The organism is Streptomyces sp. NBC_00341 (assembly GCF_041435055.1).
Lineage (GTDB): Bacteria > Actinomycetota > Actinomycetes > Streptomycetales > Streptomycetaceae > Streptomyces.
This window is the reverse complement of sequence record NZ_CP108002.1, coordinates 6,388,451-6,404,542: the sequence shown is the minus strand read 5'-3', so window position 1 is coordinate 6,404,542 and position 16,092 is coordinate 6,388,451. Positions and strand designations below refer to the sequence as shown.

General features: G+C 71.7%; 10 protein-coding genes. 3 read left to right on the top strand and 7 right to left on the bottom strand.

Features of this window, described 5'->3' with window-relative positions; translation table 11 throughout:
- Positions 1–13: 13 nt before the first annotated feature.
- The 3 genes from OG892_RS28935 to OG892_RS28925 all read right to left on the bottom strand — a co-directional run bounded on the left by OG892_RS28935 (position 14) and on the right by OG892_RS28925 (position 6,172).
- The gene (locus OG892_RS28935) at positions 14–1,870 is read right to left on the bottom strand and encodes an acetolactate synthase large subunit (protein WP_073738666.1); all 1,857 of its coding nucleotides are present in this window, start codon (positions 1,868–1,870) and stop codon (positions 14–16) included.
- A gap of 217 nt (positions 1,871–2,087) precedes the next feature.
- The gene (locus OG892_RS28930; protein ID WP_073738665.1) at positions 2,088–4,925 is read right to left on the bottom strand and encodes an EAL domain-containing protein; all 2,838 of its coding nucleotides are present in this window, start codon (positions 4,923–4,925) and stop codon (positions 2,088–2,090) included.
- Positions 4,926–5,209: 284 nt separating this feature from the next.
- Positions 5,210–6,172 carry a 2-hydroxyacid dehydrogenase gene (locus tag OG892_RS28925; protein ID WP_371630665.1) on the bottom strand — a complete coding sequence of 321 codons (963 nt, stop codon included), beginning with the start codon at positions 6,170–6,172 and terminating at the stop codon, positions 5,210–5,212.
- A 98-nt stretch (positions 6,173–6,270) separates the two neighbouring features.
- On the opposite strand from OG892_RS28925, the gene OG892_RS28920 reads away from it, so the two are divergent.
- From OG892_RS28920 to OG892_RS28910, 3 genes are all read left to right on the top strand, one after another.
- Positions 6,271–7,263, top strand: a complete 993-nt coding sequence (locus tag OG892_RS28920; RefSeq protein WP_073738663.1) for an aldo/keto reductase — start codon at positions 6,271–6,273, stop codon at positions 7,261–7,263.
- A 362-nt stretch (positions 7,264–7,625) separates the two neighbouring features.
- Positions 7,626–8,810 (top strand): sorbosone dehydrogenase family protein, encoded by a 1,185-nt coding sequence (locus OG892_RS28915; RefSeq protein WP_371630664.1) that lies wholly within the window; start codon positions 7,626–7,628, stop codon positions 8,808–8,810.
- A gap of 31 nt (positions 8,811–8,841) precedes the next feature.
- Positions 8,842–9,090, top strand: coding sequence for a DUF6191 domain-containing protein (locus tag OG892_RS28910; RefSeq protein WP_073738661.1), 249 nt, complete (start codon positions 8,842–8,844; stop codon positions 9,088–9,090).
- A 141-nt stretch (positions 9,091–9,231) separates the two neighbouring features.
- On the opposite strand, the gene OG892_RS28905 is transcribed toward OG892_RS28910, so the two are convergent.
- From OG892_RS28905 to OG892_RS28890, 4 genes are all read right to left on the bottom strand, one after another.
- A complete protein-coding gene (locus tag OG892_RS28905) occupies positions 9,232–12,429 on the bottom strand; it encodes an AAA family ATPase (RefSeq protein ID WP_371631710.1) in 3,198 nt (1,065 codons plus the stop codon).
- Between the two features lie 58 nt (positions 12,430–12,487).
- On the bottom strand, positions 12,488–12,667 hold the full coding sequence (locus OG892_RS28900) for a hypothetical protein (RefSeq protein WP_328865314.1): 180 nt from the start codon (positions 12,665–12,667) through the stop codon (positions 12,488–12,490).
- A gap of 280 nt (positions 12,668–12,947) precedes the next feature.
- A complete protein-coding gene (locus tag OG892_RS28895; protein WP_371630663.1) occupies positions 12,948–13,634 on the bottom strand; it encodes a hypothetical protein in 687 nt (228 codons plus the stop codon).
- A gap of 171 nt (positions 13,635–13,805) precedes the next feature.
- Complete coding sequence (locus OG892_RS28890) at positions 13,806–16,031, bottom strand: MMPL family transporter (RefSeq protein WP_371630662.1); 2,226 nt, start codon at positions 16,029–16,031, stop codon at positions 13,806–13,808.
- Positions 16,032–16,092: the final 61 nt, after the last annotated feature.

Genomic DNA, 16,092 nt, shown 5'->3' with positions numbered 1-16,092 from the left:
CTCTCTCTGTCTCTCAGTCGTCTTCGTTGTCGCCGAAGTCGGGGCGGACGCCGCGGGCGGCCATGACCTCGTCGTTGGAGGTGCCGGCGGCGACCATCGGCCACACCATCGCGTCCTCGTGGACGATGAAGTCCACCACGACGGGGCGGTCGTTGATCGAGTTGGCCTCGGCGATGACCTTGTCCAGGTCGGCCGGGTCCTCGCAGCGGATCGCGTAGCAGCCCATGGCCTCGGACAGCTTGACGAAGTCGGGCACCCGGGTGCCCTTCGCCGCGTTGCCGTCGGTGTCGGCGCCGGAGTGCAGCACGGTGTTGGAGTACCGCTGGTTGTAGAAGAGGGTCTGCCACTGGCGGACCATCCCGAGCGCGCCGTTGTTGATGATCGCGACCTTGATCGGGATGTTGTTGAGCGCGCAGGTGGTGAGCTCCTGATTGGTCATCTGGAAGCAGCCGTCACCGTCGATCGCCCACACCGTACGGTCCGGCATCCCGGCCTTCGCCCCCATCGCCGCCGGCACCGCGTACCCCATCGTTCCGGCACCGCCCGAGTTCAGCCAGGTGGCGGGCTGCTCGTACTTGATGAAGTGCGAGGCCCACATCTGGTGCTGGCCGACGCCCGCCGCGAAGATCGTTCCCTCCGGGGCGAGTTCGCCGATCCGCTCGATGACCTGCTGCGGCGAGAGGCTGCCGTCGTCCGGCAGGTCGTAGCCGACCGGGTAGGTGTCACGCCACCGGTTGAGGTCCTTCCACCAGGCGGCGTAGTCGCCGGTGTTGCCCTCGGTGTGCTCGGCCTGGACCGCCTGGACGAGATCGGCGATGACCTCGCGGGCGTCCCCGACGATCGGCACGTCGGCGGCGCGGTTCTTGCCGATCTCGGCGGGGTCGATGTCGGCGTGCACGATCTTGGCGTACGGGGCGAAGCTGTCCAGCTTGCCGGTGACGCGGTCGTCGAAGCGGGCTCCCAGGGCGACGATCAGGTCGGCCTTCTGCAGCGCGGTGACGGCGGTGACCGAACCGTGCATGCCGGGCATTCCCACGTGCTGCGGGTGGCTGTCGGGGAAGGAGCCGAGCGCCATCAGGGTGGTGGTGACGGGCGCGCCGGTGAGCTCTGCCAGGACCTTCAGTTCGGCGGTGGCTCCGGCCTTCATGACGCCGCCGCCCACGTACAGCACCGGGCGCTTGGCCTGAGTGATGAGCTTGGCGGCCTCACGGATCTGCTTGGCGTGCGGCTTGGTCACCGGGCGGTAGCCCGGCAGGTCCATCTGCGGCGGCCAGGAGAACGTGGTCTTCGACTGCAGCGCGTCCTTGGCGATGTCGACGAGGACCGGTCCGGGGCGGCCGGTGGACGCGATGTGGAAGGCCTCGGCGATCGTGTGCGCGATGTCCTCGGAGCGGGTGACCAGGAAGTTGTGTTTCGTGATCGGCATGGTGATGCCGCAGATGTCGGCTTCCTGGAAGGCGTCCGTACCGATGGCGGCGGAGGCCACCTGGCCGGTGATCGCGACCATGGGCACGGAGTCCATGGCCGCGTCGGCGATCGGGGTGACGAGGTTGGTGGCACCGGGCCCGGAGGTGACGATGCAGACACCGACCTTGCCGGTGGCCTGTGCGTAGCCGGTGGCCGCGTGGCCCGCGCCCTGCTCGTGGCGGACCAGGACGTGGCGGACCCGGGTGGAGTCCATCAGCGGGTCGTACGCCGGGAGAATGCAGCCGCCGGGGAGGCCGAATACCGTGTCGGCCCCGACTTCCTCAAGAGAACGAATCAGGGACTGCGCGCCCGTGAGGTGCTCAACGGCGGCGGAGGGCGATCCGCCGGTACGGGCTCGCGGCTGGGGATGGTGGGCCCCGGTGGCCTGCTCGGTCATCGGCATTCTCTTCTCGAAGCTGAGGGTTTTTGCGAGTGTTTTACGACGTTTTGCGTGGTACCGGTGCAACAAAAAACCCCTCGTGCCGTGAGGCAAGCGAGGGGAGCGCGCCGGTGCGGTCTGCAGAGTGTCAGTGAGGGACCCTGCTTCAGCCGACGCGCTTTCCAAGTACGAGAATTCGGGTGCGCATGGCATTGACCCTCTCTCCGACGCACTCGACGTGTCAAGTGGGTGGGACGGGCGTCTCAGTATGTGATCCGGTGAGGAGCGGGATCGAGCCGCCCGCCAGGACCGGCTGCACGGCGCTGCCGCCGGGCACCGGGAACTCACCGCGGACCAGGGCGCGGCGCAGCCGGTACTCGTCCAGCGGCCCGGAGAAGGCCATGCCCTGGCCGTGCGTACAGCCCATGGCGCGCAGGGCGAGGACCTGTTCCGGTACGTCGACGCCGTCGGCCACGGACTGCATGCCGAGGTCGCAGGCGATCCGCAGCAGCCCGCTGGTGATCTTGTGCAGCCGGGCGGACTCGACGACGCCCTCGACCAGGCCGCGGTCCAGTTTCAGTACGTCGATGGGGAGCCGGCGCAGGGCGTTGATCGCGGCGTAGCCGCTGCCGAAGCCGTCGAGCGCGATCCGCACGCCGAGCCGGCGCAGGGCCACCAGCCGCTGTTCGAGTTCGTCGAAGGAGACTCTCGGGTCACTGTCGGAGACCTCGATCATCAGCGCCCCCGACGGCAGCCCGTAGCGGGTGAGCAGTGCCTCGACGGAGCCGAAGGGCATCCCCTTGTCGAGCAGCCGGCGGGCGGAGAGCCGGACGGCGACGGAGACCTGGTGTCCGGCGCGGGCCCGGTCCGCGGCCTGCTCGACGGCCTCTTCGAGGAGCCAGCGGCCCAGCTCGGCGGTGCGGTCGCTGTCCTCGGCGACGCGGAGGAACTCGGCGGGGGTGAACAGGATGCCCTGGGCGGAGCGCCAGCGGGCCTGTGCGGCGACGGCGGCGACCGTACCGCTGGTCAGATGCACCACGGGCTGGTGGAGGAGCGCGAACTCGCCGTCCCGCAGGGCGGTGCGCAGCCGGGCGGCGAGTTCGGAGCGGCGGACCACCTCGGCCTGCATCTGCGGGGCGTACAGCTCGACGCGGTCCTTGCCGCCCGCCTTGGCGCGGTACATGGCGAGGTCCGCGTTGCGCATGAGGTCAGTGGGGGTGATGGCCGGTTCCGCGAAGGCGACGCCGATGGAGGCGGTGACCCGGACCTCTCCGGCGCCGATCCGGTAGGGCCGGGAGAGGGTGAGGCGCAGTCGGTCGGCGATCTCGTGGACCTGGTACTCGCGGGCGGTCTGCTCGCGGCTGCCGTCCCCGACGATGAGGGCGGCGAACTCGTCACCGCCGAGCCGGGCGGCGGTGTCCCCGGCCCGTACGGAGTCCTGGAGGCGGCGGGCGGCCTGGATGAGGAGCTCGTCGCCCGCCTGGTGGCCGAGCCGGTCGTTGGCCGCCTTGAAGCCGTCCAGGTCGATGAAGAGGACGGCGGTGCCCGCGTCACCGGACCGGCGGCCGCTGAGGGTGCGGCGGACCCGGTCGGTGAAGAGTGCGCGGTTGGGCAGGTCGGTGAGCGGGTCGTGCTCTGCGTTGTGCTGCAACTGGGCCTGCAGCCGGACCCGTTCGGTGACGTCGCGGCTGTTGAGGATCAGCCCGCCCTGGTGGCGGTTGACGGTGGACTCGACGTTCAGCCATTCGCCGCTGCCGGACCTGAAGCGGCACTCGATACGGGTGGTGGGCTCCTCTGCCGGCGGGGCGGCGAGGAAGCGGCGCACCTCGTGCACCACGGCGCCCAGGTCGTCGGGGTGGATGATCGAGGAGAGCTCGGCACCGACGAGGTCGTCGGCCTCGCGCCCGTAGACGCCGGAGGCGGCGGGGCTGACGTAGCGGAGTATGCCGGTCGGGGCGGCGATCATGATGACGTCGCTGGAGCCCTGCACCAGGGAGCGGAAGTGGTTCTCCTTCTGGGCCAGTTCCTGGGTGAGAGCGATGTTGTCGACGAGCATGATGCCCTGCCGGACGACCAGTGCGAGCACCACCGTGCAGCCGGTGAAGACCACCACCCGGTCCACCCTGCGGCCCTCGATGACGTTGTAGAGGATGCCCAGGGTGCAGACGGCGGCGGCGAGATAGGGCGTCAGCGCGGCCAGCGAACCGGCGATGGGGCGGCTGGTGGTCCGGGGTACGGGCCGCTCCTGGACAGCGTTGTCCTCCGCGCGGCCCGCACCCCAGGGGGCGTAGGCGAGGAGCAGCGAACCGGCGAACCAGCCCGCGTCGAGCAACTGCCCCGAGTGGTACGTCTGGCGCAGCAGCGGCGAGGTGAACAGGGCGTCGCACAGCACGGTCAGGGCGAGCGCGGCGATCGCCGTGTTCACCGCGGCCCGGTTGACGCTGGAGCGCCGGAAGTGCAGCGCGAGGACCATGGAGACCAGCACGATGTCGAGCAGTGGGTAGGCCAGCGAGAGCGCCGCCCTCGCCACGCTGGCGCCCTCGACGTCCGCCAGATGCGCCGTGTGGGCGAGGGCGAGGCTCCAGGAGAGCGTGAGGAGCGATCCGCCGATCAGCCAGGCGTCGAGTGCCAGGCAGACCCAGCCGGCCCGGGTGACGGGGCGCTTGGCGAGGACGAGCAGTCCGACGATCGCGGGCGGCGCGAAGCAGAGGTAGAAGAGGTCCGCGAGGGAGGGGCTGGGCACCGGGAGCCCGCGCACGAACTCGTACCACCCCCAGACCGCGTTGCCCCCGGCGGCCATCAGCGAGGAGAACGAGAACAGCAGCCAGGCCGGCCGGAACCGGTTGTCCGCCGCGCGGGCGAAGAGGAAGCAGGAGACGGCGGCGGCCAGGGCGGCGGTGCTGAGGCCGAAGTCGCCCATGAAGAGCGCCATCCGCACCGAGCCCCAGCCCAGCCCCGCGCCCACCGCGTATCCGGCGCAGGCGAGGCCGAGGAGGAGCTGAGGCAGGAGGGCGGGCGTCCTGCCGAGGGCCGACCGCCGGGCCAGGAGCGCTCCGCGGGTGCTCGCAGGCGCGCTCACCGGGGTGCTCCCGCGGTCTGCGGACGGCCGCGGCGCCGGCGCACCGGACGCGCCGCCGGGCGTCTGTGGTCACCCCGCCGTGTCGGATCGTTCGCCCATCGGCCGTACATCGCCCGTCGCCCCCTCGCGTGTGGCTTCCTCCCCGGCGCCGTCCCTTCCACGGCGCAGCCTCCCTTTCGGGACGATACACCAGACTCGTCACACAGGGACATAGTTCCTCTACTCTCCGTGACGACCTGGGGACTTGTCGCCACGGAGTGCCGCGGAACGTGCTCGCTGCGTGTTCAGCCGGTGGTGCGTACGACGTTGTGGACCGGCTCCCCCGCGGCGAAGCGGCTGAGCTGTCCGGCGATCAGACGCTTGGCCCTGGGCAGGAACGCCGAGGTGCTGCCGCCCACATGAGGAGTGATCAGGACGTTCGGAGCATGCCAGAGGGGATGGCCGGAAGGGAGCGGTTCCGGGTCCGTGACATCGAGTGCGGCGTGCAGCCGGCCGGACTCGAGTTCGGACAGCAGGGCCTTGGTGTCGACGACACCGCCGCGGGCGACGTTCACCAGCAGCGCCCCGTCCCGCATCGCCGCGAGGAAGTCCGCGCCCACCAGCCCTTGTGTGGAGGGGTTCAGCGGGGTGGACAGAATCACGATGTCGGCCTCGGGCAACAGTGCGGGCAGGTCGTCGAGCGTATGTACGGGCCCGCGTGCGGTGGTCCGCGCAGAGCGTGCGACGCGCGCCACCCGCGCGCACTCGAAGGGTGCGAGCCGGTCCTCTATCGCGGAGCCGATCGATCCGTACCCCACGATCAGCACCGACTTGTCGGCGAGCGCCGGGTAGAAACCGGACCGCCACTCCTCGTTGTCCTGGCCGTGCACGAAGCCGGGGAAGCCGCGCAGGGAGGCGAGGATCAGGGCGAGCGTCAGCTCGGCGGTGGACGCTTCGTGGACCCCCTTGGCGTTGCACAGCCGCACACCGGCGGGCAGCAGGCCGAGCCCCGGCTCGACATGGTCGATGCCCGCGGAAAGCGTCTGCACGACCCGTACCGAGCTCATCCCGGCGAGCGGACGGACCGCGACCTTTGGCCCCTTCATGTACGGAACGACATAGAACGCGCAGTGCGCGGGGTCGGCCGGGTAGTCCTGCCCGCCGTTCCAGAAACGGTAGTTGAGACCCTCGGGAAGCCCTTCGATCCCGTCGGCCTCGATCGGCAGCCACACATCGGGGGCCTCGGTGGAATTCATGGTGGAAGTCATGGTCAGGAGGCTATGCGACGGCGCGCGGGGAGCAGAGGTTAGTTTGTGGGTGCGGAGTGTGGCCCCGTGCCGGCGGGGCCGAGGAAGGGTGCGGGGAGTTGGAGCGCAGGAGTCTCGGCGCGGCGGCGCTCGCCGTGGGCGCGGTCGGTCTCGGCTGCATGCCGATGAGCTGGGCGTACGACGCCTCGCGGCAGCGTGGCGACGACGCCCTGCGCGCGGTGCACGCGGCGCTCGACGCGGGCGTCCAGGTGCTCGACACGGCCGACATGTACGGCCCGTTCACCAATGAGCTGCTGCTGGGGCGGGCGCTGAAGGGGCGCCGCTCCGAGGCCTTCGTCTCCACCAAGTGCGGACTGCTTGTCGGCGATCAGCACATCGTGGCCAACGGCAGGCCCGGCTATGTCCGGCGGGCCTGCGACGCCTCGCTGCGCCGGCTGCAGACCGATGTGATCGATCTGTACCAACTGCACCGGGCCGATCCGGAGGTGCCGGTCGAGGAGACCTGGGGCGCCATGGCGGAGCTGGTGGCCGCCGGGAAGGTCCGGGCGCTGGGGCTGTGCGCGATCGGGGCGCGGGCCTCGCGCCGGCCGGGTGCGCGACTGCACGACGGAACGATCCGGCAGCTGGAACGGGTGCAGCAGGTCTTTCCGGTGAGCGCGGTGCAGGCGGAGCTCTCGGTGTGGTCGCCCCAGGCGCTGGAGTCGCTGCTGCCGTGGTGTGCGGCGCGGGGTGTGGGATTCCTTGCGGCGATGCCGCTGGGCAACGGGTATCTGACCGGGACGCTCACGCCGGGGCAGGGTTTCGAGCCGGAGGATCTGCGGGCCCGGCACCCCCGGTTCACCGCCGAGATGATGGCGGCGAACCAGCCGGTGGTGGTCGGGCTGCGGCGGGTGGCGGAGCGGCACGGGGCGACGCCCGCGCAGGTGGCGCTGGCCTGGACGCTGCGGCAGGGACCGCAGGTGGTTCCGGTGCCCGGGACCAAGCGGGAGCGCTGGGCCGTGGAGAACGCGGGGGCGGCCGGTCTGACGCTGACGGCGCAGGACCTGACGGAGATCGACCGGCTGCCGCCGGCGCGGGAGTCGTGGGACTGAGCGCGGGTGCACGGGCGGGCGGGCGGACGTGTGGGCGGGCGGACGTGTGGGCGGGCGGACGGAACCACGGGCGGGCGAACCGCTGGTCCGTGATCTCCGGCCGCTGAATATCCGATCTGTGATCCCTGATCGAGAAAGTCGGCCGTCATCGGGAACCTCGGGGCGGGCCGCGGTGTAAGAACAGTAGACAGGCGGCCGTCGAAGGGATCGGTGCGGTGATCGGATCTGGGCAGGACCCGATGGGGAGTCACACGACGCCTCAGGGGAGTGGCCGCCTCGCGCGGCTGAGTACAGCGCGGCTGAGTACGGCACGGCTGAGTACGGCACGGCTGAGCGCGGGGGCCGGGGTGCGGCGTGGGGCGGTGGCTCTGCTGGCAGGCGGCGCACTGCTGCTCGCCGCGGGGTGCTCGTCGCAGGAGGGGGCGGAGAGCGCGGCGGGCCAGGGCGCGAGCTCGCCGACCGGTTCCCGGAAGACCGGATCGAGCGCGTCGGCCTCGTCCTCACCGTCCGCCTCGCGTCCGGCGGCCGATCTGCCGCCCGCGAAGGGCTCGGTGAAGGTGGTGTCGACCCTCACGGCGGGGCTGGACTCGCCGTGGGGCCTCACGGCCCTGCCGGACGGTGACCTCCTGGTGTCCTCGCGCGACAAGGGGACGATCACCCGGGTGGACGCGAAGAGCGGGAAGAAGACGCTGCTGGGCGCCGTGCCCGGGGTGGCTCCCGACGGGGAGGGCGGGCTGCTGGGGATCGCGGTCTCCCCCACCTTCGGCACGGACCATCTGGTGTACGCGTACTTCACCACCGCCTCGGACAACCGCATCGCCCGCATGCTCTACGACGAGAAGGGAACGACACCCGGTCAGCTGCTGGGCGCTCCCGACACCATCCTTCGGGGCATCCCGAAGGGCTCCATCCACAACGGGGGACGGATCGCCTTCGGCCCGGACCACATGCTGTACGCGGGGACGGGCGAGACGGGGGATCACGGCTACGCGCAGGACAAGAAGTCACTGGCCGGCAAGATCCTTCGGATGACGCCGGACGGCGAGCCCCTGCACGGCAATCCGCAGGCCGACTCCGTGGTGTATTCGTACGGTCACCGCAATGTGCAGGGCCTCGCCTGGGACAGCCACAAGCAGCTGTGGGCATCCGAATTCGGGCAGGACACCTGGGACGAGCTGAACCGGATCGTGCCAGGTGGGAACTACGGCTGGCCGGACGCCGAGGGCAAGGCGGGCGAGAAGGGTTTCCTCGACCCCGTGGCACAGTGGAAGACGTCCGAGGCGTCCCCGAGCGGCATCGCCTACGCCAAGGGTTCCATCTGGATGGCCGGTCTGCGGGGTGAGCGGCTCTGGCGGATTCCGCTGTCCGGTGACGAGAGCAAGGAACCTCTGGCGGCCCCGCAGTCGTTCCTGAAGGGGAAGTACGGCCGTCTGCGCACGGTGCTGGCGGCGGGCGGCAACAAGGTCTATCTCGTCACGAGCGAGACGGACACCCGTGGCACCCCGAAGCCGGGAGACGACAAGATCCTGGTGCTTGAGGTGCGGTAGCGGCTACAGCAGGCGGAAGGGTGCGCGGCCCGTGTTCAACTTCTTCGAGGAACTCTTCGCACCCGGTCGCAAGCACGCTGCCGAGGAACAGCGGCGGCTGGAGCTGAGCCGGGTGGATCTCGGCATCGGTGACCCGGCGCGCGGCCCGATAGACCTCACCTCGGGCAAGGTGGTGGTCCGTCGGCCGGAGACCGGGGACACAGCGCCCGGGGCAGCACCCGAGGACGCGGAACCCGGGGACGCAGGCACCGGGGACGCAGGCGCCGGGGAGCGCGGCTGAGCGGTGGAGCTGTCCGCGGCCTCGCCGCGCCCGCCGAGAGCTGCCGGACAGCCGCCTGCCCCTCGCCGTCCCCCACGGCCCCAGTCCTCAGTCCCACTCCTCAGTCCCACTCCCCACTCCCCACTCCCCAGTCCCCAGTCCTCAGGAGCCCGTGGGTGTGCGGTAGAGGCGGAGCCGGTGGGCGAGCGCGGCGGCCTCGCCCCGGCTGGCCACCCCGAGCTTGGCCAGGATGTTGGAGACGTGCACGCTCGCGGTCTTGGGCGAGATGTACAGCTCCTCGGCGATCCTGCGGTTCGTGTGGCCGTCCGCGACGAGCCGGTGCACGTCCTGTTCGCGCCGGGTCAGCCCGAAGGACTCCACCGCAGCGGCAGCCGCGGCCCGGAGCTGCTCCTCGGAGCGGTCGCGGCCGGTCTGCTCGTCGGTGGCGCCGTCGCCGTCCGGGACGGTGACCGCCTCCAGGATCTCCGGCCCGGACCCGAACCCGGGCCACGAGCCGGGGCCGGTGGCAGAACCCGGGCCGCGAAGCGCGTCTGGGGCGGCGAGGGTGATGCGGGCGCGGCCGGCCAGCAGCTCGATGGTCTCGGTCAGCGGGCGGGCGCCCAGGCGCAGGGACGTACCGTGTGCCTCGCGCAGCAGGGCGGTGGCCGCGGCGCGGTCGCCGGAGGCCACGAGCAACGCCTCGGCCCAGCGGTGACGGATCTGGGCCAGCTCGTACGGGCGGTGCAGCGGGGCGAAGGCCTTGGCGGCCCGGGACCAGTGGTCGGGGGTGTCGAGGCCCTCTGCGCGGGCCAGTTCGGCATCGACGAGCAGACCGTAGGCCGCCCACACGGGGACGAGCATCGGCAGTCGCTTGAGGTGGCTGCGGATGAGCGCGAGGTTCGCCGGCCGGCCCGGCTCGGTGGCGGGCAGGCCGCGGGCATCGGCCTCGGCAGCCGCGACGGCGTGCAGCAGAGGCAGGGCGTAGCGCTGGGTGCCGGTCGGGAAGCCGGTCTCCGCCTGGGCCTCGAAGGCGGTCCGGGCCTCGCTGAGGCGGCCCTGCTGCACGGCGAGGACGACGGTGTGGCGCACGGCGTTGATGAAGTGCTGGGGCTGTGGGTCACGTGAGCCGAAGCTTCGCTTGTTCAGGGCGAGTTGCCGGTCGGCCTCGTCGAAGTCACCGCGCACCAGGGCTATTTCGGCGCGACGGGCGGCGACCAGGCCCTGGGCCTTGCGGGACTGCGCCACCCGGGCGGCGGCCTCCGTGGTGGCCAGGGCCTCGTCCCAGTGGCCGAGCGAGAAGAGGGACATCGCCTGGTTGGTGCGGACCCAGGCCTCCGTGTCGGCGATGCCGTGGCTGTGGCAGATCTCGATCCCGTGATCTGCGGCGGACACCGCTTCCAGGGAACGGCCCATGGCTTCGAGGGTCGAGGGGAGGTTGATGCTCGCGCGGCCCATGACGCCGACCAGGCAGAGCTCCTCGGCCCGGTCGCGGACGGCGTACATCTCCGCGATGCCGTCGTCGGCGTCTCCGGCGTCCGCGGTCAGCCAGCCCCGGGTGAGGCGTGCGTGCAGCTCGATGTACTCGTCACCGACCAGCCGGGCGTACTCCACGGCCCGGTCCGCGGCGGCGAGGGTATCGGGCCCGGGGCGGTGCAGGGCGCCCCAGCCGGCCACGCTCATCAGGACGTCGGCGTGCACGGCCGACGGGGGCAGTCCGCGGACGAGCTCCTCCGCGGTGGCCAGTTCCTCCCAGCCGTCGCCCCGGGTGAGGTCCTGGACCAGCCGGGAGCGCTGGACCCAGAACCAGGCGGCGCGCAGCGCGTCGTCCTCGCTCTCCAGGATGCGCAGGGCCTTCTTGCAGAGGGTGAGGGCCCGTTCGCGGTCGCTGCCGAAGCGGGCGGCGACGGTCGCCTCCGCCATCAGGTCGAGGTACCGCAGCGGGGTGGCGCTGTCGCAGCCGCAGCCGCAGGCCGGATAGACCTCGGCGTAGTCGATGGGCCGCAGCGTGCCGCGTATCGCTTCCGGGGCGTCGTCCCACAGTTCCATCGCCCGTTCCAGCAGTCGCAGCTGCTCGGAGAAGGCGTGGCGGTGGCGCGCTTCGACGGAGGCCTTCAGTACGGCGGGCAGCGCCTTGGCCGCGTCGTGCGCGCCGTACCAGTAGCTGGCCAGGCGGGTGGCGCGCTCCCCGTCGCGGACGAGGGTGGGGTCGGCCTCCAGGGCTTCGGCGTAACGGCGGTTGAGCCGGGAGCGTTCGCCCGGCAGCAGGTCGTCGCTGACGGCCTCGCGGACCAGGGAGTGCCGGAAGCGGTAGCCGTTGCCCTCCGGGGTGGTGAGCAGCAGATTGGCGCCGACCGCTCCCCGCAGGGCTTCGATGAGGTCGTCCTCTGCGAGGCCGGCGACGGCGGCCAGTAGTTCGTACTCGACGGTGGAACCGCCTTCGGCCACGACCCGGGTGACCCGCTGGGCGTCGTCGGTGAGCGTTTCGACCCGGACGAGCAGGAGGTCGCGCAGCGAGTCGGGGACTCCGGCGCCGTCACCGCACTCCAGGCTGCAGGCGAGCTCCTCGACGAAGAAGGCGTTGCCGTCGGAGCGCTCGAATATCTCGTCCACCAGGGCGGGTTCCGGGGTACCGGCGAGGATGCCGGTGAGCTGGCGGCGCACCTCGGCCCGGTTGAAACGGTCGAGCTCGATGCGGCGGACGGTGCGCAGCCGGTCCATTTCGGCCAGGAGCGGGCGCAGCGGGTGGCGGCGGTGGATGTCGTCGGCCCGGTAGGTGCCGACCACGACGAGGCGGCCGGTGCGCAGCGTACGGAACAGGTAGGCGAGGAGGTGCCGGGTGGAGGCGTCGGACCAGTGCAGGTCCTCCAGGACCAGGACAACCGCGCGCTCCGCCGAGATGCGCTCCAGCAGTCGGCCGGTGAGCTCGAAGAGCCGGGCGGTGCCGTGCTCGTCGGCCGAGTCCCGCCCCGGTTCGCCCAGTTCGGGAAGGAGCCGGGCCAGCTCGCTCTCCTGCCCGGCGCAGGCCGCGGCCATCTCCTCGGGGAGCGTGCGGCGCAGGGCGCGCAGGGCCGCGGAGAACGGGGCGTACGGCAGACCGTCCGCGCCGATCTCCACGCAGCCGCCCACGGCGACGACGGCCCCTCGGCGGGCCGCCACCGCGAGGAACTCCTCGACCAGACGGGTCTTGCCGACGCCCGCCTCGCCGCCGACGAGCAGCGCCTGCGGTTCTCCGCAGGCGCAGCCGTCCGGGCCGGCGCCCTCCGCGGTGGCGCGTGCGAGCGCGTCGGTGAGCGAGGTGAGTTCATTTGCGCGGCCGACGAACACGGGACTGACTGACCTGGTCTCCACGAAGCCGAGCATCGCATACGCGTCCGACAACCCGGATCCGGGAAGCTGGACCGGCATGGCCCTTCGGCCCTTACGCGGCGTGCACGAACCGCTGCCGGTCGCTGTCCGCACTCACCGTCCTCTCGCGCTCCTTGCGTCCCGAACCGCGGGCGGCCCGGCCGGCGCGACGTGCTTCCCGGGCAAGCCGCTCGGCGTCGGCGCGGCGGATCAGTTCGGCCTGCATGATCTTCTGGAGCTCGTACTCGTACATGCGATTCCCCTGGTGACGTGGGCCGTTGGGCCCGGTGGCGGCAGTTCGTCTGCCGTGCCTCCACTGTCGTCCTCCGGGGGGTACCGGCGCATCGGGCGAGTTCCGCATCTCCGGCGGGCCGGTGCCTTAGGCGCGTGCCCACGTCACCGCACCCGGACCGCGAACGCCCCCGCGGATGCCTTAGGCGGCTCCGGGGGGCGTCCTACGGAAGGGGGAGTTCCGGTCCGCCGGGTCGGCTTCCCGTTGACCCGCCGGGTCGGCTTCCCGTTGTCCCGCCGGGTCAGCTTCCCGCTGTCGTCGCGGCCGCCGTGGGCAGGGCGACGATGAGGTCGAAGTACATGCCCACGGCGACCAGCACGCCGATCAAGCCGAGTGCGATGCCGCCCTTGGCCACCGCGCGGACCCAGCCGGCCTGCGGGTGTGCGGAGGGGGCGCCGAACGCGGGCCGGACCAGGACGTAGCAGCCGACCAGCAGGGCGACGAGCCCGAAGATCCCGTTGACCAGGGCGGTGGCGTGCCAGGCGTCGCCGTAGATCTCGGAGATCTGCTGGGCGGCCGAGCCACCGGACGACGTCTTGATCTGGCCGATCAGGGTCTCGCGCTCGGCGGCGACCCGGCCGCTCCAGGCTCCGGTGAGCGAGACGATGCCGAGGCCGACGGAGACGACGGCCGCGGCGGCGGTGGCGAGACCGGCGGACTCCTTGCCGGACCCGTCGTCGTCGAGGTCGCCGTCCAGGTCGTCATCGAGGTCCAGGCCGAGGCCCTGCTCCGCCCCGTCGCCGCGGTCCGCGGACTCTGTGGCCTCTGCCGACTCCGTGTGCGCCTTGTCGAGCCGCCCCGCCGTCTCGGGTCGCTCCGCCGCGTCCTTGGCGCCGGCGGTCTCTGTGGCGGCCTTCTCTGCCGTCTTGTTCTCTCCGTCGCCCTCGGCGACGGGAGCTGTGGGAGTGGTGGGAGTGGTGGGGTTCATTTCCCGCACGCTAGGCGTCCCGGATGAGAACGTTCTTAACGCCCTGCGGCACCCGGCCCCCGCTCCCCCGCCCCGGCACAGCCGCTCCGAACCGATCCGAACCGATCTGAACCGATCCGAAGCACTCTGAACCGCTCCGAACTTCCCTGAACCACCCCGAAACCGATCCGGTCAGCGAACGCGCTGGGTGGCCGGTACCGCCTCGTCGTCCGGGCTCGCGCCCGCCGCCGGGATCCGCGCACGCGGCGACCGGCACTCGGGCGGTTCGATGCTGATGCGCGGCAGCCGCCGGTCCAGCCAGCCGGGCAGCCACCAGTTCGCTCCGCCCAGCAGGTGCATCAGGGCGGGCACCAGCAGCGTGCGCAGGACGAAGGCGTCCAGCGCGACGGCCGAGGCGAGCGCGATCCCGAACATCGCGATGACCCGGTCGCCGCTGAGCACGAAGGCGAGGAAGACCGAGATCATGATCACCGCGGCCGAGTTGATCACCCGGCTGGTCTCCGCGAGGCCGACCCGGACCGCCCGCCGGTTGTCGCCGGTCTCCAGCCACTCCTCGTACATCCGGCCGACCAGGAACACCTGGTAGTCCATGGAGAGGCCGAACAGTACGGACACCATGATGACCGGCAGGAAGGGTTCGATCGGGCCGGAGCTGCCCAGCCCCAGCAGCTCGCTCCCCCATCCCCACTGGAAGATCGCGACGACCACGCCGAACGAGGAGGCGACCGCCGCCACGTTCATCACCGCCGCCTTCAGGGGGATGCCGACCGACCGGAAGGCCATCAGCAGGAGCAGGCAGCCGAGCCCTATGACGACACCGATGAAGAGCGGGAGTTTCCCGATGATGATCTGCGCGAAGTCGTCGTAGCTGGCCGTCACGCCGCCCACATGGGTCCGGAGCGAGGTGTTGTCGGCGGCCTTCGGCAGGACGTCCGTACGCAGCCGGTCGACGAGCGCGCTGGTCCGCCGGGACTGCGGCTCCGAGTCCGGTACGACGGTGACGAACGCGGTGTCGCCGCTGGAGTTGTACGTGACCGGGTAGGCCCACGCGACTCCGTCGGTGTTCCGCAGCGTCGAGGGCAGCGCGTCCATCGCCAGCCGGTCGTCCGCGCCGTCCAGCTGCGCGGCGATGGTCAGCGGTCCGTTGACACCGGGGCCGAATCCACCGGCCAGCAGGTCGTACGCCTGCCGGGTGGTCGAGGACTTCGCGTTGTTCCCCTGGTCGGAGCTGCCGAGGTGGAGCGAGAAGGTGGGGAGCGCGAGGACGAGCATCACCGCCACCGCGATCCCGCCGAGCAGCTTGGGGTGCCGCTCGACGAAGGCGGACCAGCGCGCGGCGAATCCGGTGGGCGGATCCGGCTGCGGTCCGTCCCGGTCGAGCCGTCTGCGCTCGCGCCCGCTCAGCGCCCGCATGCCGATGAGGGACAGCAGGGCGGGCAGCAGGGTGACGGCCGCCGCCACGGTCAGTACGACGGTGAGTGAGGCGGCGACGGCGACACCGTTGAGGAAGCTCAGCCGCAGGATCAGCATGCCCAGCAGCGCGATGCAGACGGTGGCCCCGGCGAAGACGACCGCGCGGCCGGTCGTGGCGACCGCGTACTGCGCCGCCTCCGCAACGCTCATGCCGCGCCTGAGCCCCCTGCGGTGCCGGGTGACGATGAAGAGGGCGTAGTCGATGCCCACCCCGAGCCCGACGAGCATCCCGAGCATGGGGGCGAAGTCGGCCACCGTCATGACGTGTCCGAGCAGCACGATGCCCGCGTACGCGGTGCCGACCGAGACGAGGGCGGTGGCGATGGGCAGCATGCTGGCGGCGAGCGAGCCGAAGGCGAGGAAGAGCACGACGGCCGCGACGACGACCCCGATGGCCTCGCTGAGGTGGACGGCGGGCGCCTCGGTGAGGGCTATGGCCGAACCGCCCAGTTCGACTTGGAGGTGGGTGTCGGAGGCGGCCTTCGCGGTGTGGACGACCTCCTGGGCCTGCTCCACCGGTACGTCGTCGGCCTGCCGGTCGAAGGTGACCGTGGCGTAGGCCGTGCGCCCGTCCGCGCTGATCTGTCCGGCGCCCGCCTGGGTGTAGGGCCCGGCCACGGCACCGACGCCGGGCAGCTGTTCGACCGCGTTCAGGGTCCTGGTCATCTTCTGCTCGACATCGGCCGCCCGCACGGTCGAGTCGTCGGTGTGCCAGGCGATGGTGTCCGTGTCCCCGCCGAGATTCGTGAAGCCGCTCTTCAGGAGCGCGGCGGCGCGGCCGGACTCGGTGCCGGGTGCCTCGTAGTCGTTCGTGTAGGAACTCCCCGCGATCGCCGCACCTGCGGCCGTGCCGCCGAGTGCGAGCAGCCAGAGGAGGACGGCGACGAGGCGGTGTGCGATGCACCAGCGTGCGATGGCGGCCAAGGGACGAGCTCCCTGTGGGTTCGTGGTCTCTGCGGCGGCTCGGCGGAACCGTCCGCAGGAG